Genomic DNA, 24128 nt, shown 5'->3' on the forward strand with positions numbered 1-24128 from the left:
TTCTCTCTCTCGAATCCGTAGGTCAGTCGGCGGGCTTAGCGGCGTTTGGCCATGGCTTCGATGAAGCGGTCGAACAGCGGAGCGACATCGTTCGGGCCCGGGCTGGCCTCGGGGTGCCCCTGGAAGCTGAAGGCGTCCTTGTCGGTACGCTCGATGCCCTGCAGGGTGCCGTCGAACAGCGACTTGTGGATCGCGCGCAGATTGCTCGGCAGGGTCGCCTCGTCGACGGCGAATCCGTGGTTCTGGCTGGTGATCATCACCACGCCGGTATCCAGATCCTGAACCGGGTGGTTGGCACCATGGTGGCCAGTTCCCATCTTCACGGTCTTGGCGCCGGAGGCCAGGGCCAGCAACTGATGGCCGAGGCAGATGCCGAATACCGGGATGTCGGTTTCCAGCACGTCCTTGATCGCCTGGATCGCGTAATCGCAAGGCTCGGGGTCGCCAGGGCCATTGGACAGGAATACGCCATCGGGGTTGAGCGCCAGCACGTCCTTGGCCGGAGTCTGCGCCGGCACCACGGTCAGGCGGCAGCCACGCGCGACCAGCATGCGCAGGATGTTCAGCTTGACACCATAATCGTAGGCGACCACGTGGTAAGGCAGCTCGCTGGCGGCGATCTCGGGATGGCTGTCATCCTTCAGATCCCACACGCTGGAACGCCACTCATAGCGCTCGGTGCAGCTGACTTCCTTGGCCAGATCCATGCCTTTGAGGCCCGGGAAGCCACGCGCCAGTTCGAGGGCTTTTTCCTCGGTGGCATCAGCACCGACCAGGATGCAGCCGTTCTGCGAACCTTTCTCGCGCAGAATGCGAGTCAAGCGGCGGGTATCGATACCGGCGATGGCGACTGTGCCGTTTTCCTTGAGGTAATCCTGCAAGGACTGCTTGTTGCGCCAGTTGCTGGCGGTCAGCGGCAAGTCACGGATGATCAGGCCGGCAGCCCAGACGCGATTCGACTCGGCGTCCTCTGGGGTGGTGCCGGTATTACCGATATGCGGATACGTCAGGGTGACGATCTGCTGGGCATAGGAAGGATCGGTGAGAATTTCCTGATAGCCGGTCATGGCGGTGTTGAACACCACCTCTCCGATAGTCTGGCCATCGGCCCCGATGGCCTCGCCGCGAAAAATGCTGCCGTCAGCAAGGGCGAGTATGGCTGGCTTACTCAAGAAGACCTCCCGTAGATCGTGGAGCGAACGCAGATTGTAAAAAAGCGGGATGACGTGTGAAGGTCATCCCGCTTTTTTGATTGATTCATTCTGCGCAACTTTTAGTGGACACACTAAAGCGAAAAGCTTACAGGAAAACCCGGTTTTTCGAAAGCCATAACCAGGGAAAAACTTAACATCCGATCCAACGCGAATTGACACACCATCCCCTGGCCGTAAAATTCGGTACTTCCTACAGGTTTCGGCAGGGAAACTCTAAATGAGTACCCACCTCAGTATTACAGCCACCGCGGCCGCACTGAAGATCAGCGTACAGCGCGTGAGAACCCTGTGCCGAAACGGCGAGCTGGCCGCCGAAAAGATCGGTAGCAGCTGGATCATCGACCCACTCAGCGTCACCCACTACGGTTTGAAAACGGCCCATATGCTTGCACACGATCACCCGGCGCGGCAGCGCCAGAGCGGCAACCCCATCGCCCTGAGCTTCTTTTCCGGCGCCATGGGCCTGGATCTGGGCCTGGAGAAAGCCGGCTTCGATATTCGCCTGGCCTGCGAGTCGGACAAGTACTGCCGCCAGACCATCGCCCTGAACCGTCCGGACACCGCACTGCTCGGCGATATCAACACCTGCTCAGCCGAGCAGGTACTGGAAGCCGCTGGCGCAGCGGCCAATGAGGTCGACGTGATAGTCGGAGGCCCGCCCTGCCAGGCCTTCAGCACCGCCGGCAAGCGCAAGGCCTTCAATGACCAGCGCGGCAACGCCTTTCTCAAGTACATCGACCTGGCGCTGGAGATTCGCCCGCCATTCATCGTTATCGAAAACGTCCGCGGCCTGCTCTCCTGCCCCATGGATCATCGCCCTCACGACCAACGCGGCGCGGATTTCCCAGATCTTTCGCTGGACGAGATGAAAGGCGGCGCACTGAACTTCGTGCTCAGCAAGCTGCGCAGTGCGGGCTACGCCTGCTCGTTCAACCTGTACAACTCGGCAAACTTCGGCACCCCGCAAGTGCGCGAGCGGGTCATCATCATCTGCTCGCGAGATGGACAAACCGCACCCTTCATGACGCCAACCCACAGCGAGAACGGCGCGCTGGGGTTACCCGCCTGGCGCACGGTACGGCAGGCGCTGGAGGGCCTGAGCAGCCACACCCACCTGAATTTCCCGGAAAAACGCCTGCGCTATTACCGCCAGCTCGAGGCTGGGCAGAACTGGCGCAACCTGCCAGAGGATCTGCAGCGCGAGGCGATGGGCAAGTCCTACTTCTCCGGCGGCGGCAAGACCGGCTTCCTGCGTCGATTGGCCTGGGACAAACCCTCGCCAACACTGGTCACTCACCCAGCGATGCCCGCCACGGATCTGGCACACCCACAGGAAGATCGTCCGCTGTCGATCCAGGAGTACAAGCGCATTCAGGAATTTCCGGACGATTGGCAACTGGCAGGGCCGCTGATCCAGCAGTACAAGCAGGTCGGCAACGCGGTACCGGTGAGCCTCGGCCACGCTGTCGGCGTCTTGTTGCGCGACTTGCTCGCTGGCAAGGCTCGCCCTGCGCCGAGCCCTTTCAAGTTCTCGCGCTACCAGGCGACCTGCCACGAGGAATGGCTGAAAGCCTTCGAACAGCAGCGACGCAAGGCGCAATTGGAACTGGCAATCAGCTAGCCCCAGGCGCTCAGGCTTCGGAGTTGAAACGCAGCAAGCGCGCCCAATCGATCGCACCCTGTTCATCGCAGAACTCAAGGGTGAATTCCCGGGTGAACTTGTTGATCATCTGCCCGTAGCTCTCGGCGAACTCGTCGTTGCGCTCGCGGGCCTTGAAGCCCAGCGGCTCGATCAGCTCCAAATAAAGATTCTCATCACCCGCAATGAACGCCCAGAAGCGCTGACCGCAGTACTTGAAATAGCCGCCCTTGTCAGGATTGTTGTCGCGCCCGTAGCAACAACCATTGACCGCAACCACCTGCAGCCCCGAGTTGCCCGTACGCAGGGTGCGCTGGGCGGTGAGAAAATTGCTTTTCATCTGACCGATCTGCGAGCTATTGCCCCAGTTAGGCCCGGACTTGATCGCCACGATGTAACGCAAACCCTCGTTGTCGAACTCCAGGTCGACGCCGGTGATTCCGGACTTCCAGCCGCCATAGACCTGACCATTGATGAAGATCGCCAGCCCCTCGAGCCAGTCGCCGAACAGGGTCTCTTCATTGGAGGAAATATGCGCGTCGACGATCCCGCGAATGATCTGTTCCGCAGTGAGGACGTGCTTGGCGCGATACATGTAAGGGTTCTTGCGCTTGAGCACATCCTTGAGCTTGAGCCGCCCGAGGCTGGCGATACGCTTCTGGTGAAAGGCACCAATATTCAGCTCGACGTAACGCGCCACATCATTGAGGTTCAACGGACTCATCGCCGACATCCTTGCTCACGAGACTTGCGCATGACAACGGATAGCGCCAGTGGCCCCATCCGCATCACGGTCACTTCAGACCAAGTACATCCTGCATGTCGTACAGACCCGCGGAACGCTCGCGCAACCAGGAGGCCGCGCGTACGGCGCCCTTGGCGAAGGTCATGCGGCTGGATGCCTTGTGGGTAATTTCCACGCGCTCGCCGTCGGCAGCGAACAGCACGGTGTGCTCACCGACCACATCGCCGGCACGCACGGTGGCGAAGCCGATGGTTTCTCGAGCGCGGGCGCCAGTCTGGCCTTCACGACCATAGACCGCGACCTTCTCGAGATCACGCCCCAGGGCATTGGCGACGACTTCGCCCATGCGCAGTGCCGTACCGGACGGCGCATCGACCTTGTGGCGGTGATGGGCTTCGAGCACCTCGATATCCACGTCGTCCCCCAACACCCGGGCCGCGGTATCCAGCAGCTTCAGGCAAAGGTTGACGCCAACACTGAAGTTGGCGGCGAAGACGATTGGAATCTCCTTGCCCGCATCGACCAGCAGTTGCTTTTCGGCCGCACTGAAACCCGTGGTACCTATCACCATCGCCTTGCCTGCCTGACGGCAGATTTCAAGATTCTTCAGGGTCACCGAGGGATGGGTGAAGTCGATCAGTACGTCGAACTGATCGAGCACGCTTTCCAGGTTTCCGGACAGCGCCACACCCAGCTTGCCGACAGCCGCCAGCTCGCCAGCATCAGCCCCCAGCAGCGTGCTTTCAGGGCGCGCCAGCGCAGCACCAAGGCTGGCGCCTTCGGCTTGCTGCACGGCTTCGATCAGGTATTTGCCCATGCGCCCGGCGGCGCCTGTCACTGCAATACGCATAAAAACAGCTCCAAGCTGCAAGCCTCAAGCTACAAGCCAAGCGCACCACTTCTGGTTGCCCGGGTCTTGCAGCTTGCGGCTGGTTTCAGAGATCGCCGAAGAAGCGCTTGACGCCTTCGAACCAGCCGTTGGCCTTGGGCGAGTGAGAACTGTTGCCCGCCAGGGACTGACGGAACTCATCGAGCAGCTCGCGCTGACGACGATCCAGGTTGATCGGCGTTTCCACCGCCACCTTGCACATCAGGTCGCCTGCGCCACCGCCACGCACCGGGGCCACGCCCTTGCCGCGCAGACGGAACAGCTTGCCGGTCTGAGTACCTTCCGGGATCTTCAGCTTGACCCGACCGTCAAGGGTCGGCACTTCCAGTTCGCCGCCCAGCGCCGCATCGGCAAAGCTGATCGGTACTTCGCAGTACAGGTGCTTGCCGTCACGCTGGAAGATCGCGTGCTCACGCACGTTGACCACCACGTACAGATCGCCCGCAGGGCCACCCATGGTGCCCGCCTCGCCCTCGCCGGACAGACGAATACGGTCGCCGGTATCGACGCCAGCCGGCACCTTGACCGACAGTGTCTTGTGCTCTTCGACACGGCCGTGGCCGTGGCAGGAACCACAAGGGTCGGTGATCATCTTGCCACTGCCGTGGCAGCGCGGGCAGGTCTGCTGCACCGAGAAGAAGCCCTGCTGCATGCGCACCTGGCCGATGCCGCCGCAGGTGGTACAGGTAACCGGGCTGGTACCCTTCTTCGCGCCAGAGCCTTCGCAGACCTTGCAGTTGACCAGGGTCGGCACACGAATGGTCACCGTGGTGCCACGCACCGCCTCTTCGAGATCCAGCTCCAGGGTATAACGCAGGTCACTGCCGCGCTGCGCACCGCCGCGCTGCCCGCCACGCTGGCCACCGAAGAAATCGCTGAACACGTCGCCGAAGATATCGGAGAAGTTGGCACTTGCGCCGCCAAAGCCGCCACCGCCACCCATTTGCGGGTCGACACCGGCATGACCGTACTGATCGTAAGCGCTGCGCTTGCCCGCATCGGACAGCACTTCGTAGGCCTCGTTGGCCTCCTTGAAGGCGTCTTCGGCAGCCTTGTCGCCGGGGTTGCGATCGGGGTGATGCTTCATCGCCAGGCGACGGTATGCCTTCTTCAGCTCCGCCTCACTGGCACCGCGCTCGACCCCGAGCACTTCGTAGTAGTCACGTTTAGACATTGGTTTCTAACACTCTCAAAATTCGTACCGTCCAGACACGCCAACGCGGGAGCAAGCCCCCGCGCGGCGGATCGCCCTGTCGCACAGCAGTGCGGCAGGGCGCAAACACAGGCAAGCCGGGGCTTACTTGTTGTCCTTGACTTCCTCGAACTCGGCGTCGACCACGTCGTCCGCAGAGCCTTTGGTTTCGCCGGCATCCGTCGCGTCGGCAGCACCTGGCTGCGGCTGTTCGGCATACATTTTCTGCGCCAGCGGCGTGGTCGCCTCGGACAGGGCATTCATCTTCGCTTCGATGGCAGCCTTGTCGTCGCCTCTGACGGCAACTTCCAGCTCGCCCAACGCAGTTTCGATGGCCGCTTTCTCGTCCGCAGTGGCCTTGTCGCCCGCTTCGGTGAGCATCTTGCGCGTGGCGTGAACCAGCTGATCACCCTGGTTACGGGCAGTGGCCAGTTCTTCGAACTTGCGGTCTTCCTCGGCATTGGCCTCGGCGTCGCGCACCATGCGCTCGATCTCGTCATCGGACAGACCGGAGTTGGCCTTGATCACGATCGACTGAGTCTTGCCAGTCGCCTTGTCCTTCGCGCCGACGTGCAGGATGCCGTTGGCATCGATATCGAAGGTCACTTCGATCTGCGGTACGCCGCGTGGAGCCGGCGGAATCTCGGCCAGGTCGAACTTGCCCAGGGACTTGTTCTGACCCGCCTGCTTACGCTCACCCTGCAGCACGTGAATGGTCACGGCGCTCTGGTTGTCGTCGGCGGTGGAGAACACCTGCGACTTCTTGGTCGGGATGGTGGTGTTCTTCTCGATCAGCGCGGTCATCACCCCGCCCATGGTTTCGATACCCAGGGTCAGCGGGGAAACGTCGAGCAGCAGTACGTCCTTGACGTCGCCAGCCAGAACCGCGCCCTGAATGGCAGCGCCCATGGCCACGGCTTCGTCCGGGTTGACGTCCTTGCGTGCTTCCTTACCGAAGAACTCGGTGACCAGCTTCTGTACCAGCGGCATGCGGGTCTGACCGCCGACCAGGATCACGTCGTTGATCGAGGCAACGTCGATACCGGCATCTTTCAGCGCGATGCGGCAAGGCTCGATGGTGCGCTGCACCAGATCCTCGACCAGCGATTCCAGCTTGGCGCGGGAGATCTTCACGTTCAGGTGCTTGGGACCGGTGGCATCTGCAGTGATGTACGGCAGGTTGACGTCGGTCTGCTGGCTCGAGGACAGCTCGATCTTGGCCTTCTCGGCAGCTTCCTTGAGGCGCTGCATGGCCAGCGGGTCGCCCTTGAGGTTCATGCCGGTTTCTTTCTTGAACTCGTCGACCAGGTAGTCGATCAGGCGGATGTCGAAGTCCTCGCCACCGAGGAAGGTGTCACCGTTGGTGGCCAGTACTTCGAACTGGTGCTCGCCATCGACTTCAGCGATCTCGATCACCGACACGTCGAAGGTACCGCCGCCCAGGTCATAGACGATCACGGTGTGGTCGCCCTTGGCCTTGTCCATGCCATAGGCCAGCGCAGCCGCAGTCGGCTCGTTGATGATGCGCTTGACGTCCAGACCGGCGATGCGACCGGCATCCTTGGTAGCCTGACGCTGGCTGTCGTTGAAGTAGGCCGGAACGGTGATCACCGCTTCGGTGACCGCTTCGCCGAGGTAGTCTTCGGCGGTCTTCTTCATCTTCTTGAGGATTTCAGCCGAGATTTGCGGCGGCGCCATCTTCTGGCCGTTGACTTCGACCCAGGCGTCGCCGTTGTCCGCCTTGGCGATCTTGTACGGAACCATCTGGATGTCTTTCTGTACGACTTCTTCGTCGAAGCGACGGCCGATCAGACGCTTCACCGCATACAGGGTGTTGTGCGGGTTGGTCACGGCCTGACGCTTGGCGGACTGGCCGACCAGAATCTCGCCATCGTTGGCGTAAGCGATGATCGACGGCGTGGTGCGCGCGCCTTCGGCGTTTTCGATGACTTTGACGTTACCGTTTTCAAGAATGGAGACGCAGGAGTTGGTGGTCCCCAGGTCGATACCGATGATTTTGCCCATTTCACTCTCCCGAAACTTTGATATATCCGCAGCGGTGTCGTGACTGCTGCGGTAGCACTAATACGCTTGACTTACTAAATGGGGGCTCGCTGGCCGATTTCAAGCCTGCTCGTCGATGGACGGCGGCGTTTCGGCCGGTGCCTTGCTGACCACGACCATGGCCGGACGCAGCAGGCGACCGTTGAGCATATAGCCCTTCTGGAACACCTTGAGCACGCTGTTGGGCTCGACATTGGTGCTTTCCTGTAGGGCCATGGCCTGATGGTGCTCCGGATTGAACGGCGCACCATGCGGGTCGATGGCTTCCAGTTGATGACGCTTGAGGGTGTCGAGCAGCAACTTGAGCGTCAGCTCCATACCTTCGCGTACCGCCTTGATCGACTCGTCGTCGGCACTGGACAGCTCGAGACCACGCTCCAGGCTATCCACCACCGGCAACAGGTCGTTGGCGAATTTCTCGAGGGCGAATTTGTGCGCCTTCTCGACATCCTGCTCAGCGCGGCGGCGCACGTTCTGCAGATCGGCAGCCATGCGCAGCGACTGATCCTGCGCAGCCGCCAGTTGCTCTTCCAGCGTTTGCACGCGAGCAGCCAGGTCGTCACTCAGCGCAGCGTCATTCGCTTCAGCCTCGGGAGTCTGCGGATCCAGGTTCTGTTCGTCAGCCATGCATTTCTCCTCTAAATGATTCGACGAGCCTCAACTCGCGCGTCTGCCGCCTATATAAGGACGATTTGTAGGGTTTCAAGGGGCGCGACCACATCACAGCGCTACAGAAGACACAGGATTGCCACCCACGAACAAAACACTGTATAAATAACCAGACAAAATTCTGGGAGGCCCCGCCATGCTGGTGCACCTGTCCGTACACAATTACGCCATCGTCGAACACCTCGATCTGGAACTGGATCGCGGCATGAGCGTCATCAGCGGCGAAACCGGCGCCGGCAAATCGATCATGCTCGATGCCCTCGGCCTGACCCTGGGCGATCGCGCGGACAGCGGCGTAGTGCGACCCGGTGCCGACAAGGCCGACATTCTCGCCAGCTTCGACCTGGCCGACATCCCCGAAGCCCACACCTGGCTCGCCGAGCGCGATCTGGACAATGACGGCCCGTGCATTCTGCGCCGCGTAATCACCGCCGAAGGCCGCTCGCGTGGCTACATCAATGGCACGCCCTGCCCGCTCGGCGACCTCAAGGCGCTGGGCGAGCTGCTGATCGACATCCACAGCCAGCATGAACATCAGTCCCTGCTCAAGGCCGATACCCATCGCCGCCTGCTCGACGAGTATGCCAATGCCCAGGAGCTGGCCCGCCAGGTGCACCTGGCCGCGCAGCGCTGGAAGCAGACCCGCAGCGAACTCGAACGCCTCGCCTCCCAGGGCGATGAGCAGCGCGCGCGCCATCAACTGCTCAGCTATCAACTGGAAGAGCTGGAGAACCTGGGGCTCGGCGACAATGAACTGGAGCAACTCGAACAGGATCACAAGGCCCTGACCAATGCCGAAGGCCTGCTCGCCGCCTGCCGTCAGGTTATCGAACAATGCAGCGAGAGCGATGCCGGCAACGTACTGTCCGCCCTGACCAGCAGCCTGAGCCGACTCAGCGGCGTCCAGGGCCAGCCGGGTGCGCTCAACGAAGCTGCCAACCTGCTGGCCAGCGCGCAGATCCAGGTCGAAGAAGCGGTGGGTGAGCTGAACCGCTTTCTCGACCATTTCGAGGCCGACCCCGAGCGCCAGCAACAACTGGAAGAGCGCCTGGACACCATCTACACCCTGGCCCGCAAGCATCGCATTCACCCCAGTGAACTGCCCGCCATGCAGCAACAGTTGTTCGACGAACTGGAAGACCTGAATGCCGATGACCAGGCCACGGAACGCCTGAGCGAAGAGCTGGCGGCTTATGGCCGGCATTACCAGGAAAAGGCCGCAGAACTGAGCGCCCGCCGACAAAAGGCGGCAGGCAAACTGGGTAAGGCAGTGGAAAAGGAAATGCAGGCGCTGGGTATGCCCGGCGGACGTTTCAGCATCCAGCTACAGGAAAATGCCAGCGGCGAACCAAACGCCAACGGCCTGGAGCAGGTGGAGTTCCTGGTCAGCGCCAACCCGGGGCAACCGATCAAGGCACTGGCCAAGGTCGCGTCCGGTGGCGAGCTGTCGCGTATCAGCCTGGCGATCCAGGTGATCACGGCACAGACGTCGCGCGTACCGACACTGGTGTTCGACGAAGTGGACGTGGGCATCGGCGGCCCCACCGCCGAAGTCGTCGGCCAGCTACTGCGTCGCCTGGGCGAGCGCGGCCAGGTACTCACCGTCACTCACCTACCCCAGGTCGCGGCCCAGGGTCACCAGCACCTGTTCGTGCACAAGGTGCGCGCCAACAATGCCACCCGCACCGCGGTCAGCAAACTGAGCGATGCCCAGCGGGTGGAAGAAATTGCCCGCATGCTCGGCGGCATCGACCTCACCGAAGAGTCACTGGCTCACGCCCGCAAGCTGGTCAGTAACGCGCAAGGTTAGGCAATTCAGCCACCATTTTATGGCAGGCATGAAAAAGGCGACCCAGGGTCGCCTTTTTCACTACTGGCCGTACTTACTTTTGAGCACCGGTGGTGCGCACGTACAGAACCAGGTTGTGATCCACCAGCTCGAAACCGTGCTCACGAACGATTTCCTTCTGACGTCTTTCGATTTCGGCATCGAAAAACTCGATCACGTCGCCGGTATCCACGCACACCATATGATCGTGGTGACCACCATCGGCCAACTCGAAGACGGCATGGCCGCCATCGAAGTTGTGGCGTACCACCAGACCGGCCGCTTCGAACTGGGTCAGAACCCGGTACACAGTAGCCAGACCGACATCTTCACCGGCGTCCATCAGGGACTTGTAGACATCTTCTGCACTCATGTGACGCTGCTCAGCAGAGTCGAGCATCTGCAGGATTTTGACCCGTGGCAGGGTCACTTTCAGGCCAGCTTTGCGGAGTTCGCTATTTTCAACCATGGTCTGCTTTCTCGCGGAAGCGCTTCGCAGCTTCCCTTATTGCGGGTATGATCGGGGTTTACGTTGCCCAGCCAAGATAGTGGAAGACGCGCACCGATGCAAAAAACCAAACTCCTGCTGACCAGCCTCATGTTCATGGGGCTCATCGCACTCGCCGGTTGCTCATTCCCCGGGGTTTATAAAATCGACATCCAACAGGGCAATGTCGTCACGCAGGACATGATAGACCAGTTGAGGCCGGGAATGACCCGACGTCAAGTGCGGTTTATCATGGGCAATCCTCTGCTGACCGACACCTTCCGCGCCAATCGCTGGGATTACCTGTACAGCATGCAGGCCGGCGGCAGTCAGCGTCAGCAGGAGCGCGTAAGCGTGATATTCAACGGCGAGGATCAGCTGGTCGGTCTGTCCGGCGACTTCGTGCCCGGTGTCAGCCGTGACGATGCGATCCTGGGCCGCGATGGCGCTCCACAGACCGCACCGACTCAGCAGCAGGAAGAGCCCGCCGCTCCCGGCTCGCTGCTCGAGCAGATCCAGCGCGATGTGGATGACGTCGAAACCGTACCGGTACCGACACCAGAGCCACTGGAAACCTCTCCCCAGTAAGGCACGCCTCCATAAAAAAGCCCTGGCCAATGCCGGGGCTTTTTGTTGATGCCTGCGTAGAGCCGCACGGCTCTACCCTCATGCCTCTCGCTCAGCGCTTGCCGGCGTCGCCTGCCAGCTTTGCCCGCTCGACGGCCTGAGCAGCACGACGCTTGCGGACATCCTTGGGGTCTGCGAGCAGCGGGCGATAAATTTCCACGCGATCACCCTCTTCGAGCACGCGGGCTTCAGGCGAGACCACGGCCTTGCCGAATATCCCCAGTGGCGCGCCAGCCAGATCGATATCAGGGAAATGATCCTGCAGACCAGACTGCAGCGCAGCCTGGCGTACAGTGCTGCCGGACGGCAATTGCAGCTTAATCAGCAACTGCCTGTCAGGAGCGGCGAAGACCACTTCGACCGACACCCACTCACTGGCCATGGAGTTCCTTGGCCCGCAGACAGAACGCATCGACCATGGTATTGGCCGCCTGATTGAACAGCGGGCCAAGGGTCGCGCGCATGATCGGGCCGGCGTAATCGAAAGTCAGATCCAGGCTGATCTTGCAGGCCTTGTCGCCCAGCGCCTTGAATGTCCACTGCCCATGCAGGTGCTCGAATGGGCCGCTCTCCAGATTCAACTCGATCAACTGACCAGGCACCAGCACATTGCTGGTGGTAAAGCGCTGGCTCAATCCGGCCTTGGCCACTTCCAGGCTGGCGCGCATATGCGTGTCGCTGACCTCGATGACCTCGCTCGAGGCGCACCAGGGCAGAAACTCCGGATAGCGCGCAACATCGTTGACCAGGTCATACAGCGCTTGTGCCGGGTAAGGCAGCAAGGCCGAGCGTTGAATGTGAGTGCTCATAACAATTGGATTTCCACGGTTGGCGACATCGCATTACCGCGACGGCGCAGGGCGATACGGCATGCAAACAGGCATCGACCACAAGGCGAGAAGCGCCCACATTGTCGAGGATTCACCCGGAGGGCTCAAGCGTACCGCTGCCGCAGCGGTTTTAGCGTGAGGATGCATGGCGCACCGCCGCCATACTCCATATAATGCGCCGCCTATGGCTAAACAAACGAAACATCCGCAAGGCAGCATCGCGCAGAACAAGAAAGCGATGCACGACTACTTCGTCGAGCAACGCTTCGAAGCCGGCCTGGCTCTGTCCGGCTGGGAAGTGAAAAGTCTGCGCGCCGGCAAGGCCCAACTGGTCGACAGCTACGTGCTGCTCAAAGACGACGAAGCCTGGCTGATGGGTTGCCACATCACGCCGCTGAAAACCGCCAGCACCCACGTCATCGCCGACCCGACACGCACGCGCAAGCTGCTGCTGAACAAGCGCGAGCTGGAAAAGCTGTTCGGTTCCGTGCAGCAGAAGGGTTACACCTGCGTCGCCCTGTCCCTGTACTGGAAGAAGCATCTGGTGAAATGCGAAATCGCTCTGGCCAAGGGCAAGAAGGATTTCGACAAGCGCCACACCGAGAAAGAACGCGACGCCGACCGCGAAGTACAACGCGCCATGCGCAGCAAGGGCAAGGACGAATAGAAGCAGCGGCAAGCCTCAAGCTGCAAGCCCGTCGGCGGCATACACTCTTAACCTACCCGACCCATCCGCAGGGTGGGTTAGGCGCCTAACGCAACCTTTTATGAACGCTCCGATCCGCGTGGCGCCGTAACCCTCCATTGACGCAATGCCGGATATCGCCTGGTGGGTTACGCGGCGCTCCACGATTGCGCTGCCTGATCGTTCGACGCCCGGCGGCGCCAACCCACCCTACGGGCGTCCTGTTCCTACTTGCCGCTTGTGGCTGCCCTAAAGCCCCTGCCGCCGCTGCGCGCGCAGTTCACGAACTTCCTGCTGCAGCACATCCGCAAGCACCTCCTGCACGTAATCGATATGCTGGTTGGAGAGCGCCCGCGCATCCTCGGCACGCCCCTGCATGATCGCGTCATAGAGCGCCCGGTGCTGCGCCATCAGCATGCCGCGCGTATCGCCGCGCAAGGCGTACATACCGCCGATGTTGGTTACCACGTTGCGCTTGAGCAGGTCGAACAGGCCACGGATGGTATGCAGCAACACCGCATTGTGGCTGGCCTCGGCAATTGCCAGGTGGAAATTCGCATCGGCGGCCCCCTCCTCGGCACGGGTCACTTCGCCGACACGTCCGTAGCAGTCCTGCAACCTGTCGAACGCCTCGGCCAGGCGCCCGCGATCAATATCCGTCGCGCGTAGTGCGGCGTAGTAAGCGCAAGAACCTTCCAGCGTATGGCGGAACTCGAGAAGATCACGTTGGGCATCGGTATTGCTTTCCAGCAACTGCATCAACGGGTCGCTGAAGGTCGAGCCGAGGGACTCAACGACATAGTTGCCGCCCCCCTGGCGGCTGACCAGCAACCCCTTGGCTACCAGCTTCTGGATCGCCTCGCGCAGCGATGGCCGAGAGACACCGAATTGCTCGGCCAAGGCACGTTCGGCGGGCAGCCTCTCGCCAGCACGCAGGGTGCCCTCGAGAATCATGGTTTCCAGTTGCGCGACGATGTCGTCCGATAGACGACGTTGCCGCACCAGCCCTACCTCCATCCCATACTCTCCATTGCTTCGACCAGGCCGCAAGCCCCGTGGCACAAGCCTATAGCGCTCATCATCGGGGAACAAGCGACCATTCTACGACCAAAGTCCAAGCATCGCGATTTGACAGAGCATCCAAGCGCCTCTTAATCTGAGCCCGCATCTCTGTAAATTGGTATTACCAATTATCCGAACCAATAAAAATAACGAGTCGTCGAGGTCACGCCATGAAACCCTATAGCGCCGCACACCTAACCGATACCGCATCACCTCTACTGCGCCGCGTGCGCCTAGCCGCGGAGTAACCCCATGTCCAATGGAATCCTCGCCCTGCTGGCATTCTCGCCCATCCTGCTGGCTGCCATTCTGCTGATCGGTCTGCGCTGGCCGGCCAAGCACGCCATGCCGCTGGTATACCTGGTGACTGCTGCGGTCGGCCTGTTCGCCTGGGATATGACTTTCAATCGCGTACTGGCTTCCACCCTGCAGGGCCTGCTGATCACCATCGGCCTGTTGTGGATCATCTTCGGCGCCATCTTGCTGCTGAACACCCTCAAGCATTCCGGCGGCATCACTGCCATTCGCGCCGGCTTCGCCACCATCAGTCCTGACCGGCGCATCCAGGCCATCATTATCGCCTGGCTGTTCGGTTGCTTCATCGAGGGCGCCTCGGGCTTCGGCACTCCAGCCGCCATCGCCGCGCCACTGTTGGTCGCCATCGGCTTTCCAGCCATGGCAGCAGTGCTGTTGGGCATGCTGGTGCAGAGTACGCCGGTATCCTTCGGCGCCGTGGGTACACCGATCATCGTAGGGATCAATACTGGCCTGGACACCGCCACCATCGGCGCCCAACTACTGGAGCAAGGCTCGTCCTGGGCGCAGTTCCTGCAGTTGATCACCAGCCAGGTGGCAATCATCCACGCCATCGTCGGCACCGTGATGCCGCTGATCATGGTGATGATGCTGACGCGCTTCTTCGGCCAGGAGAAAAGCTGGAAAGCCGGCTTCGAAGTGCTGCCCTTCGCAATCTTCGCCGGCCTGGCCTTCACCCTGCCCTACGTCGCCACCGGGGTGTTCCTCGGCCCCGAGTTCCCCTCGCTGGCCGGTGGCCTGATCGGCCTGGCCGTCGTCACCAGCGCCGCTCGCGCCGGCTTCCTGATGCCCAAGACCACCTGGGATTTCGCCCCGGCTGACAAATGGCCGAGCGAGTGGCTGGGTAGTGTGGAGATGAAGTTGGAAGAACTGACCGCCAAGCCGATGAGCGCCCTGAAAGCCTGGCTGCCCTATGTCATGGTCGGTGCGCTGCTGGTAATCAGCCGCGTCTTCCCGGAAGTCGGTAACGCGCTCAAGGCAGTGGTGGTCAATTTCCCCGACCTGATGGGCGAGGCCGGCGTCAGCGCCAACTTCCAGCCGCTCTACCTGCCTGGCGGTATCCTGGTCACCGTGGTTATCGCCACCTTCTTCCTGCACGGCATGAAGGTTCGCGAACTGACCGTCGCGGTGAAGGAATCCTCCAGCGTGCTGCTCAGCGCCGGCTTCGTGCTGCTGTTCACCGTGCCCATGGTGCGCATCCTGATCAACTCCGGGGTCAATGGCGCCGAGCTGGCCAGCATGCCCATTCTCATGGCCGGCTGGGTGGCCGAGAGCGTTGGCGGCATCTACCCGCTGCTGGCACCAAGCATCGGCGCACTGGGTGCCTTCATCGCCGGCTCCAACACGGTCAGCAACATGATGTTCAGCCAGTTCCAGTTCGGCGTGGCCAGCAGCCTGGGGATATCCAGCGCGCTGATCGTCTCCGTGCAGGCCATTGGTGCAGCCGCCGGCAACATGGTGGCGATCCACAACGTGGTCGCCGCCTCGGCCACCGTCGGCCTGCTCGGCCGCGAAGGCAGCACGCTGCGCAAGACCATCTGGCCAACGCTGTATTACCTGCTGTTCACCGGCATCATCGCGATGCTGGCGATCTATGTACTGGGTGTCAGCGATCCTCTGGTCGCCAACTGATAGCAGCCCCTTCACGCGCCCCGGCCATGCCGGGGCGTCTGCCGTCAGGCTACGCTTACCCGTCTTGGCCCCTTTCAGCAACAGGATGAGTTCATGATCATTTCTGCCTCCACCGATTACCGCGCCGCCGCGCAACGCCGCCTTCCGCCGTTCCTGTTCCACTACATCGACGGCGGCGCCTATGCCGAGTACACGCTCAAGCGCAACGTCGAGGATCTCGCCAGCATCGCCCTGCGCCAGCGCGTACTGAAGAACATGTCCGAGCTGAGCCTGGAGACCACGCTGTTCAACGAGACACTGGCGATGCCGGTGGCCCTGGCCCCCGTAGGGCTGACCGGCATGTATGCGCGCCGCGGTGAAGTACAGGCGGCCAAGGCGGCAGCGGAAAAGGGCATTCCCTTTACCCTGTCCACCGTTTCGGTCTGCCCGATCGAGGAGGTGGCACCGGCGATCAGCCGTCCCATGTGGTTCCAGCTGTATGTGCTGAAAGACCGCGGTTTCATGAAAAATGCCCTGGAGCGCGCCAAGGCAGCCGGTGTGACCACGCTGGTGTTCACCGTCGACATGCCGACGCCGGGCGCCCGCTACCGCGATGCCCACTCCGGCATGAGCGGTGCCAATGCCGCCATGCGCCGCATGCTGCAAGCGTTCACTCACCCGGCCTGGGCCCTGGACGTGGGCCTGCTGGGCAAGCCCCATGATCTGGGCAATATTTCCACCTATCGCGGCCATCCCACTGGCCTGGCCGACTATATCGGCTGGCTGGGCGCCAACTTCGACCCGTCGATTTCCTGGAAGGATCTGGAGTGGATTCGCGAATTCTGGGACGGCCCGATGGTGATCAAGGGCATCCTCGATCCCGAAGATGCCCGCGACGCGGTCAGGTTTGGCGCCGACGGCATCGTCGTGTCCAACCACGGGGGCCGTCAGCTCGATGGCGTGCTGTCCAGTGCCCGTGCCCTGCCGGCCATCGCCGATGCGGTGAAAGGCGACCTGAAGATTCTCGCCGACTCGGGCATCCGCAGCGGCCTGGACGTGGTGCGCATGATCGCTCTGGGCGCCGACACCGTGATGCTCGGCCGCGCCTTCGTCTACGCCCTGGCTGCTGCTGGCGGCGCCGGCGTGAGCAATCTGTTGAGCCTGATCGAGAAGGAAATGCGTGTGGCCATGGTGCTGACCGGTGCCAAATCCATTGCAGAGATCAGCGCCGAGTCGCTGGTTCGGGAGCTCTGAACCATGACCTCGATCAGCCGTGACGTCCTGCTGACGACCCTGCGCGAAGCCGTGGGCAGCGACCATGTGCTCACCGACGAACAGAGCACCCGGCGCTTCCGCAAGGGTCATCGTACCGGCGACGGCGGCGTACTGGCCGTAGTGCGTCCCGGCACACTCCTGGAACAATGGCGAGTACTGCAAGCAGCGGTCGCCGCCGACCGCATCGTCATCATGCAGGCGGCCAATACCGGCCTGACCGGCGGCTCGACCCCGGATGGCAACGACTACGACCGCGAAATCGTGCTGATCAGCACCCTGCGTATCACCGGCGTGCAACTGATCAACGATGGCGAACAGGTGGTGTGCCTGCCCGGCGCCACGCTCGATCGCCTGGAACAGGCATTGGCGCCGCTCGGTCGCGAGCCCCATTCGGTGATCGGTTCCTCGTGCATCGGTGCCTCGGTGCTCGGCGGCGTGTGCAACAACTCAGGCGGTTCGCTGGTACGCCGAGGCCCGGCCTACACCGAACTGGCGCTGTATGCGCAAGTGAAGGAAGACGGCACCCTGGAACTGGTCAACCACCTGGGAATCGACCTGGGCAACAGCCCCGAGGAAATCCTCACCCGCCTGCAGCGCGGCGACTACAGTCCCCTTCAGGTCAGTAACGACGGCACCGGCAAGGCTTCGGACGGGCGCTATGGCGAGCACGTGCGGGATGTGGATGCCGATACTCCAGCGCGCTTCAATGCCGACCCGTCGCGGCTGTTCGAAGCCTCCGGCTCGGCCGGCAAGTTGTGCCTGTTCGCCGTACGCCTGGATACCTTCCCCAAGGAACCGAGCACCGTTTTCTATATCGGCAGTAACGATCCGCACGATTTCACCGAAGTGCGCCGCCACCTGCTCAGCCAACTGCCGAGCCTGCCCATTGCCGGTGAATACATTCACCGCACCGCCTTCGATATCGGCGAGAAATACGGCAAGGACACCTTTCTGCTGATCGACAAGTTCGGCACCGCCAAAGTACCTGCCGCCTTCGCGCTGAAGAGCCGCGTCGATGGCTTCTTCGAGCGCTTCGGCCTGCGCGGGGTCAGTGATCGGGCGATTCAGCTGCTGATGAATCTGCTGCCCAGCCACCTGCCGCCACGCATGCGCAAATACCGCAACCGCTACGAACATCACCTGCTGGTGCGAGTGGCCAACGACAGCCTGGAACAGACCCGCACCTTTCTGAATGATTACTTCGGCAAGCGCACCAGCGGCGCGTTTTTCGAGTGCGATGCCGACGAGGGGCGCAAGGCCTTCCTGCACCGCTTCGCCATCGCCGGTGCGGCGATCCGCTACCGTGAGGCGCACCGCAGCAGCGTCGAGGACATCCTCGCCCTGGACATCGCCCTCCGTCGTAACGACCGAGACTGGGTCGAGACGCTGCCGGCGGAGATGCAAGAACAGATCATCCACAAGCTCTACTACGGACACTTCTTCTGCCACGTGTTCCATCAGGATTACATCGTCAAGAAGGGCGTCGACCCGATAGCCATGGAGCATGCCATGTGGACGCTGCTCGACGAGCGCCGCGCCGAATACCCGGCCGAGCACAACGTCGGTCACCTGTATATCGCCAAACCGGCGCTGGCCGGTTTCTACCGCGAGCTGGATCCGACCAACGCCTTCAATCCGGGCATCGGCCACACCTCGAAGAAGAAGCACTGGGAGAAGTGCTGCGGCGGTCATTGAGATGCGCAAAGAAGAAAGGGGAGACCTCTCGGCCTCCCCTTTCGTAGATGTCCTGTGCTGGCAATTCTGTCGCCGCTTTCCTCGCCCGCCTGGTTGGGCAGTGCGAACCCGGGTGCCGTGACGACCCGGTTGGGTCGGCGGCGCCAGCTCACCTGATTGGGCGAGCCGGGTGGACGTGTCGTCCGGGCCGTGAAACTGAGATAAAGCTTACGCCCGACGACGCGACCAGAAATTGCAAAAATTGCTGATCGATACGCCACTTGCGCAATTTTAATTTAATCCGGCACTATTCAGCGCAAGCGAACAACAAATAAGCCTGGCCATGAACAAACTCGACCGCTACGACCTGAACATTCTCGCCGAATTGCAGCGCGACGCGACCCTGTCCAACCAGGATCTGGCCGAGCGCATCGGCCTCTCCCCCTCGCCCTGCTCGCGGCGGGTCAAACAGCTGGAGGATGACGGCTACATCGTGCAGCAGGTCGCCCTGCTGGATCGCAAGAAACTCGGCCTGAGTCTGACCGCCTATGTGCTGATCGGCATGGATCGCCACACGCCGGAGCGCTTCGAGCACTTTCAGGAAGAGATCCGCAAATGCCCCGAAGTATTGGAGTGCTGCCTGGTCACCGGGATGGACGCCGACTACCAGCTCAAAGTGGTGGTACCGGACATGGATCACTACCAGAAACTGCTGCTCGGCACCCTGACCCGCATCGACGGCGTTTCCAGCGTGCGTTCGAGCTTCGTGCTGCAGCAGATTCTCTCCAGCACGCAGCTACCCCTCCAACACTTGCGCAGTTAAAGACCATACGACCAATAGGGAGCTACGCACTCAGGCCTGCCAGCGTGTAATATCCACACGTTTGCTGTGCCTTGTGCGGTTCCTCCAATAACAACAGCGATGCGCGTTTCTCACGACTCGTCGCGTACCCGCCCCTTCGTCATTGCCCCAGGGCGGCACAGCTTCATTGATCGCCAATGAGGTCGCGATGGAACCGGAAGTTTTCGAAGAGCTGATGATGACCCTGCTGGTCGGCGGACTGGTGCTGTTCATGGCGTTCATCGTCTGGGATCTGGCGAAGAACTCCAAAGCCGGTCGCTTCGGTACCTTCATTCTGTTCTTCGCCCTTGGCCTTGGCGTACTCGGCTTTCTGATCAAGACGCTGGTCATCGCGGGCCTGGAAGGCGTCTAAACCCCATAACGAAAATGACGGCGAATGGCGCCGTCACCCTGTCTGCTGCTTACCCCATGGAGAAACACATGAACGCCACTGATCGCGTCATGCAGAGTTACGGACGCTGCTGTGCCAGCCCCGCCTTTTTCGACGATTTCTATCGGTATTTCCTCGACAGCTCGCCAGCGATCCGCGAGAAGTTCATCAATACCGACATGCCCGCGCAAAAGCTGCTGCTGCGCCAGGGCATCCTCAATCTCGTCATGCACGCCCGTGGCATGCCGGACACCAAACTTCGCGCCCTGGGCTGCACCCATGCACGGACAGCCATGGACATCCGCCCGGAGCTTTACGATCTGTGGCTGGAGTCACTGCTCAAAACCATCATGGAACACGACAAACAGGCCGATGCAGCGACACTGCAGGGTTGGCGCGAGGTGTTGATCAAAGGCATCAGCGTCATCAAGGCCGGATACGAGGCCTAAGAGCCTGTTCACGATCTTTGTGCACTTGGCAAACAGGAACCCGTATCCCTATAGATCGGCGGCAATGTGGCGCAAGCGGACGGTCGTAGGATGGGTGAAACCCATCGGAAATTGATGGGTTTCACCCATCCTACGGGCTGGTGGATGAAAAGAGCGTCATCCACCCTAACGGCCGCTTACGCCTTGAAACTGCCAGATGATCCGCCTTGGCCTACTTCAATCTCGCCGGCTCTTCCCGCCACTCGCCCGGCTGCAGGCCCTCCAGCGCCCAGGGGCCGATACGCACGCGCACCAGGCGCAGGGTCGGCAAGCCTACAGCGGCGGTCATGCGCCGCACCTGGCGGTTGCGGCCTTCACGAATCACCAGCTCCAACCAGCCTGTTGGCACACTTTTACGAAAGCGTACTGGCGGGTTGCGTGGCCACAACTCGGGCTCATCGAGCAGACGCGCTTCGGCAGGCAAGGTCGGGCCATCGTTGAGCTGCACGCCGTCGCGTAGTTGCTGCAGTTGCTCGGCGCTTGGCTCGCCCTCGACCTGCACCCAATAAGTCTTGGCCAGCTTGTGCCTGGGATCGGCGATACGCGCCTGCAACTGGCCGTCATTGGTGAGCAGCAGCAGGCCTTCGCTGTCACGATCCAGCCGCCCGGCCGGATACACACCCGGTATCGCGACGAAATCCTTGAGCGTGGCGCGGCCCAGGTCGTCATTGAACTGGGTCAGCACGTCGAAAGGCTTGTTCAGCACGATCAGGCGCGGTTCGGCAGGTGGCGCCTTGGCCACACGATAGGGCCGTGACGCGGGGCGAGAAGGTCGAGACATGCGGCGGAGCCATAGGGAAAGCGAGGCGCGCAGTTTACCGTAAAGGATTAGCGCCCACTTCGATCGATGACCGGTGCGTGCAGCGCCATCAGCTCGACGACCCAGTCGATGAATACGCGCAACTTGGCGCTGACGTGACGGTTCGGCGGATAGGCGATGTACATCGGCATCGGCTCGAATTGCCAGTCCTCGAAAACGGCGACCAGTTCGCCACGCAGCAGATGCTCTCGAGACATGTAATTCGGCAGCCAGAGCACACCCAGCCCCGCCAACCCGGCCGCCAGGTAGGCGTTGCCATCGTCCACCGCCAGCACATAGCGCCCTTCCACGTCGACGCGCTCGCCATCGCGGTGCATGACATACGAAAACAGCTTGCCGGCCCGCGCTCGCTGAAAGCCGACGATACGGTGATGGCTATCGGCGAGCTCCCACGGGTGCTCAGGGGTACCGGAACGCTGCAGGTAACTGGGCGCCGCATACACACCCGACTGCAGATCGCCGACGCGGCGCGCCATCAGTGACTGGTCGGTGATCTCGCCGCCGCGAATCACGCAGTCGACGTTCTCGCCAACCAGATCGATGAGGCGGTCGCTCACTCCCAGATCGAGCTGAATGTCCGGATAACGCGCATGGAAGGCCGGCAGAGCCGGCACCAGAATCATCCGCGCGAATGGGCTGGGTACATCCACTCGCAACCGTCCGCGCAACATGGCCGAGGCATCCGACAGGCTGGTTTCGGCATCCTCCATGTCGGCCAGCAGACGCACCACCCGCTCGTAATAGGCCGCACCGTCGGCAGTGACGTTGACCTTGCGCGTCGTGCGGTTCAGCAGCCGCACACGCAGCCGCGCCTCCAGTTGCTGCACCAACTGCGTGACGCTGGTCTTGCTCATGTGCAGCGTGTCGGCTGCCCTGGTGAAGCTGCCAGCCTCCACTACCCGGGCGAATGCCCTCATCGCGTCGAATCGATCCATGTTGCCCAACCAGTGATTATTTGGATTTCACAAACAGTGTTGATCGAACTGGCCGGTTTATCCAGCGGGCCGGCACTCCTAGAGTGAGCCCATCACTAGACGGGTCGCCATGGCCCAAAGGAGGCAACATGAATACTCGCGATGTCGTTTTTCCACCAGGCCGCCAGGCGCTCTATGAGCGCAACCGTTACTCGCCTGCCGTGCGCTCCGACGGCTTGCTGTTCGTGTCGGGACAAGTCGGCAGCCGCCCCGATGGCTCCCCCGAACCGGATCTGCAGGCACAGGTTCGGCTCGCCTTCGACAACCTCAATGCCATCCTCAACGCGGCCGGCTGCACCTTCGATGACGTGCTCGATGTGACGGTTTTCATCGTCGACCCCGAAGCGCATTTCGAAACCATCTGGCAGATCGTGCCGGAGTACTGGGGCGGTGCTCCGCACCCGACGCTCACTGGCGTCGGCGTGACCTGGCTGTATGGCTTTCAGTTCGAGATCAAGGTGATCGCCAAACTGCCACAAACCCCGGCGCACTGATCGGCAGGAAACGGCGAGCGGAGCAGCGCGGCGGTCAGGGTAAAGGCAGCGCAGGAACAGACGGTCAGCCTCGTGCAAATACCTTCTGTGATACACTTCGCGGCGGCCACAAGCTCCCCATCCGCCACCCGCAGCCCCTACCGGAGCCGAGATTTTCGATGTCCGATACTGCCTCGCCCAAACCCGTTGCCAGCGGCGACAAATTCCGCACCGTTCAGGGCATTACCGCGATCAAGGACGGCCAGAAGCGCCGCGCCTCGAGCGAGCCCCAGGTTTACGAACCCAAGCCGAGCTGGTTGCGAGTCAAGGCACCGGGCGGCAGCCGCTTCGAAGCGGTCAAGCGCAATGTCGGCGAGCACCGTCTGAGCACCGTATGCCAGGAATCCCACTGCCCGAACATGGGCGAGTGCTGGTCCAACGGCACGGCCACGATCATGCTGATGGGTTCGGTCTGCACCCGTGCCTGCCGCTTCTGCGCGGTGGATACGGGCAACCCGAACGGCTGGCTGGACAAGGAAGAGCCGCAGAACACCGCCAAGTCGGTGGAGCTGATGGCGCTGCGTTATATCGTGCTGACCTCGGTGGATCGCGATGACCTACCAGACGGCGGCGCCGCACACTACGCCGCCTGCGTACGGGCGATCAAGGCCAACACACCGCAGGTGGTAGTGGAAGCGTTGACGCCCGACTTCGACGGCGACCTGCCATCCATTGAGCGCGTGGTGGATTCCGGTCTCGAAGTGTTCGCCCAGAATGTCGAGACAGTCAATCGCCTGACCCGCGAAGTACGCGACCCTCGCGCCGGTTACCGGAAGACCCTCGATGTCCTGGCCCACGCCAAGCGCCATCGTCCGGACGTGCTCACCAAAACCAGCCTGATGCTCGGCCTGGGCGAGACCGACGACGAAGTTCTCGAGGCAATGGAAGATATGCGCGCCGTGGGCGTGGATATCCTCACCCTTGGCCAGTACCTGCAGCCGACCCGCAATCACCTGCCGGTAAAGCGCTGGGTGAGCCCGGACGAATTCAACCGGTTCCGCGAGATCGGCCTGCAGATGGGCTTCATGGAAGTGGCGGCCGGCCCCCTGGTACGCTCCAGCTATCGGGCGGACAAGGTGTTCGAGAAGAACAACCTGGGCCTGGCAGCGCCAGTACCGGTACCCGGCCAGCAGACCGACAACAATCTGATTCCTGCCCTCAACGTCAATTGACGTTCCGGGTCGTGCCTTGGGCTGATCCTGAACAGGCAGGCGCCGGCGGTGGGCGGTGGGCTGAAGCGGATCGCCGCCCTGCCCCACCCTACCGGCTGATCAT

General features: G+C 61.7%; 24 protein-coding genes. 12 read left to right on the forward strand and 12 right to left on the reverse strand.

Annotated elements, in window-relative coordinates; genetic code table 11:
* Window positions 1–35: 35 nt before the first annotated feature.
* The gene (carA, locus tag DNK10_RS02110; RefSeq protein ID WP_131178807.1) at window positions 36–1172 is read right to left on the reverse strand and encodes a glutamine-hydrolyzing carbamoyl-phosphate synthase small subunit; all 1137 of its coding nucleotides are present in this window, start codon (window positions 1170–1172) and stop codon (window positions 36–38) included.
* 259 nt (window positions 1173–1431) lie between these two features.
* Between carA and DNK10_RS02115 the strand changes: the two genes are divergently transcribed.
* On the forward strand, window positions 1432–2835 hold the full coding sequence (locus DNK10_RS02115; RefSeq protein ID WP_131190428.1) for a DNA cytosine methyltransferase: 1404 nt from the start codon (window positions 1432–1434) through the stop codon (window positions 2833–2835).
* Between the two features lie 10 nt (window positions 2836–2845).
* On the opposite strand, the gene DNK10_RS02120 is transcribed toward DNK10_RS02115, so the two are convergent.
* The 5 genes from DNK10_RS02120 to grpE all read right to left on the reverse strand — a co-directional run bounded on the left by DNK10_RS02120 (window position 2846) and on the right by grpE (window position 8370).
* Window positions 2846–3577 carry a PmeII family type II restriction endonuclease gene (locus DNK10_RS02120; RefSeq protein WP_131190429.1) on the reverse strand — a complete coding sequence of 244 codons (732 nt, stop codon included), beginning with the start codon at window positions 3575–3577 and terminating at the stop codon, window positions 2846–2848.
* Between the two features lie 70 nt (window positions 3578–3647).
* A complete protein-coding gene (gene dapB, locus DNK10_RS02125; RefSeq protein ID WP_131190430.1) occupies window positions 3648–4448 on the reverse strand; it encodes a 4-hydroxy-tetrahydrodipicolinate reductase in 801 nt (266 codons plus the stop codon).
* An 85-nt stretch (window positions 4449–4533) separates the two neighbouring features.
* Window positions 4534–5661 (reverse strand): molecular chaperone DnaJ, encoded by a 1128-nt coding sequence (gene dnaJ / locus DNK10_RS02130; RefSeq protein WP_131178803.1) that lies wholly within the window; start codon window positions 5659–5661, stop codon window positions 4534–4536.
* Between the two features lie 123 nt (window positions 5662–5784).
* Window positions 5785–7704, reverse strand: a complete 1920-nt coding sequence (gene dnaK, locus DNK10_RS02135; RefSeq protein ID WP_131178802.1) for a molecular chaperone DnaK — start codon at window positions 7702–7704, stop codon at window positions 5785–5787.
* Window positions 7705–7803: 99 nt separating this feature from the next.
* Window positions 7804–8370: a nucleotide exchange factor GrpE gene (grpE, locus tag DNK10_RS02140; RefSeq protein WP_131190431.1), complete on the reverse strand. Its 567-nt coding sequence runs from the start codon at window positions 8368–8370 to the stop codon at window positions 7804–7806.
* A 178-nt stretch (window positions 8371–8548) separates the two neighbouring features.
* Here grpE and recN point away from each other — a divergent pair, with 178 nt between their 5' ends.
* Window positions 8549–10222 (forward strand): DNA repair protein RecN, encoded by a 1674-nt coding sequence (recN, locus tag DNK10_RS02145; RefSeq protein WP_131190432.1) that lies wholly within the window; start codon window positions 8549–8551, stop codon window positions 10220–10222.
* Between the two features lie 73 nt (window positions 10223–10295).
* On the opposite strand, the gene fur is transcribed toward recN, so the two are convergent.
* Window positions 10296–10709, reverse strand: coding sequence for a ferric iron uptake transcriptional regulator (fur, locus tag DNK10_RS02150; protein ID WP_131178799.1), 414 nt, complete (start codon window positions 10707–10709; stop codon window positions 10296–10298).
* Window positions 10710–10805: 96 nt separating this feature from the next.
* Between fur and DNK10_RS02155 the strand changes: the two genes are divergently transcribed.
* Window positions 10806–11315: an outer membrane protein assembly factor BamE gene (locus tag DNK10_RS02155; RefSeq protein ID WP_131190433.1), complete on the forward strand. Its 510-nt coding sequence runs from the start codon at window positions 10806–10808 to the stop codon at window positions 11313–11315.
* A gap of 91 nt (window positions 11316–11406) precedes the next feature.
* Here DNK10_RS02155 and DNK10_RS02160 read toward each other — a convergent pair whose 3' ends face one another.
* Window positions 11407–11736, reverse strand: coding sequence for an RnfH family protein (locus DNK10_RS02160; protein WP_131178797.1), 330 nt, complete (start codon window positions 11734–11736; stop codon window positions 11407–11409).
* Window positions 11726–12163 carry a type II toxin-antitoxin system RatA family toxin gene (locus DNK10_RS02165; protein WP_131178796.1) on the reverse strand — a complete coding sequence of 146 codons (438 nt, stop codon included), beginning with the start codon at window positions 12161–12163 and terminating at the stop codon, window positions 11726–11728. The genes DNK10_RS02160 and DNK10_RS02165 overlap by 11 nt, the downstream gene beginning before the upstream one ends.
* Before the next feature lie 205 nt (window positions 12164–12368).
* Here DNK10_RS02165 and smpB point away from each other — a divergent pair, with 205 nt between their 5' ends.
* On the forward strand, window positions 12369–12851 hold the full coding sequence (gene smpB, locus DNK10_RS02170; RefSeq protein ID WP_131190434.1) for an SsrA-binding protein SmpB: 483 nt from the start codon (window positions 12369–12371) through the stop codon (window positions 12849–12851).
* Between the two features lie 267 nt (window positions 12852–13118).
* On the opposite strand, the gene DNK10_RS02175 is transcribed toward smpB, so the two are convergent.
* On the reverse strand, window positions 13119–13886 hold the full coding sequence (locus DNK10_RS02175) for a GntR family transcriptional regulator (RefSeq protein ID WP_131190435.1): 768 nt from the start codon (window positions 13884–13886) through the stop codon (window positions 13119–13121).
* Window positions 13887–14183: 297 nt separating this feature from the next.
* Here DNK10_RS02175 and DNK10_RS02180 point away from each other — a divergent pair, with 297 nt between their 5' ends.
* The 6 genes from DNK10_RS02180 (at window position 14184) to DNK10_RS02205 (ending at window position 20487) form a co-directional block, all read left to right on the forward strand.
* Window positions 14184–15878, forward strand: a complete 1695-nt coding sequence (locus tag DNK10_RS02180) for an L-lactate permease (RefSeq protein WP_131190436.1) — start codon at window positions 14184–14186, stop codon at window positions 15876–15878.
* A 93-nt stretch (window positions 15879–15971) separates the two neighbouring features.
* Complete coding sequence (gene lldD / locus DNK10_RS02185; protein WP_131178792.1) at window positions 15972–17111, forward strand: FMN-dependent L-lactate dehydrogenase LldD; 1140 nt, start codon at window positions 15972–15974, stop codon at window positions 17109–17111.
* A gap of 3 nt (window positions 17112–17114) precedes the next feature.
* Window positions 17115–18827, forward strand: coding sequence for a D-lactate dehydrogenase (gene dld, locus DNK10_RS02190; protein WP_131190437.1), 1713 nt, complete (start codon window positions 17115–17117; stop codon window positions 18825–18827).
* 322 nt (window positions 18828–19149) lie between these two features.
* Window positions 19150–19629, forward strand: a complete 480-nt coding sequence (locus DNK10_RS02195; protein WP_042554872.1) for an Lrp/AsnC family transcriptional regulator — start codon at window positions 19150–19152, stop codon at window positions 19627–19629.
* A 187-nt stretch (window positions 19630–19816) separates the two neighbouring features.
* Window positions 19817–20020: a DUF2788 domain-containing protein gene (locus DNK10_RS02200; RefSeq protein ID WP_131178790.1), complete on the forward strand. Its 204-nt coding sequence runs from the start codon at window positions 19817–19819 to the stop codon at window positions 20018–20020.
* Between the two features lie 68 nt (window positions 20021–20088).
* Entirely contained in the window at window positions 20089–20487 is a 399-nt protein-coding gene (locus DNK10_RS02205) for a globin (protein ID WP_131190438.1), read from the forward strand.
* Between the two features lie 211 nt (window positions 20488–20698).
* Here DNK10_RS02205 and DNK10_RS02210 read toward each other — a convergent pair whose 3' ends face one another.
* On the reverse strand, window positions 20699–21307 hold the full coding sequence (locus tag DNK10_RS02210) for a pseudouridine synthase (RefSeq protein WP_131190439.1): 609 nt from the start codon (window positions 21305–21307) through the stop codon (window positions 20699–20701).
* A gap of 47 nt (window positions 21308–21354) precedes the next feature.
* Complete coding sequence (locus DNK10_RS02215) at window positions 21355–22281, reverse strand: LysR family transcriptional regulator (protein WP_131190440.1); 927 nt, start codon at window positions 22279–22281, stop codon at window positions 21355–21357.
* Window positions 22282–22409: 128 nt separating this feature from the next.
* Between DNK10_RS02215 and DNK10_RS02220 the strand changes: the two genes are divergently transcribed.
* Both DNK10_RS02220 and lipA read left to right on the forward strand, forming a co-directional pair.
* Window positions 22410–22814, forward strand: a complete 405-nt coding sequence (locus DNK10_RS02220) for a RidA family protein (RefSeq protein ID WP_131190441.1) — start codon at window positions 22410–22412, stop codon at window positions 22812–22814.
* A gap of 158 nt (window positions 22815–22972) precedes the next feature.
* Window positions 22973–24025 carry a lipoyl synthase gene (lipA, locus tag DNK10_RS02225; RefSeq protein WP_131190442.1) on the forward strand — a complete coding sequence of 351 codons (1053 nt, stop codon included), beginning with the start codon at window positions 22973–22975 and terminating at the stop codon, window positions 24023–24025.
* The last annotated feature ends 103 nt before the right edge of the window (window positions 24026–24128 follow it).

Source organism: Phytopseudomonas daroniae, from assembly GCF_004327275.1.
In the GTDB taxonomy this organism is placed as follows: domain Bacteria; phylum Pseudomonadota; class Gammaproteobacteria; order Pseudomonadales; family Pseudomonadaceae; genus Aquipseudomonas; species Aquipseudomonas daroniae.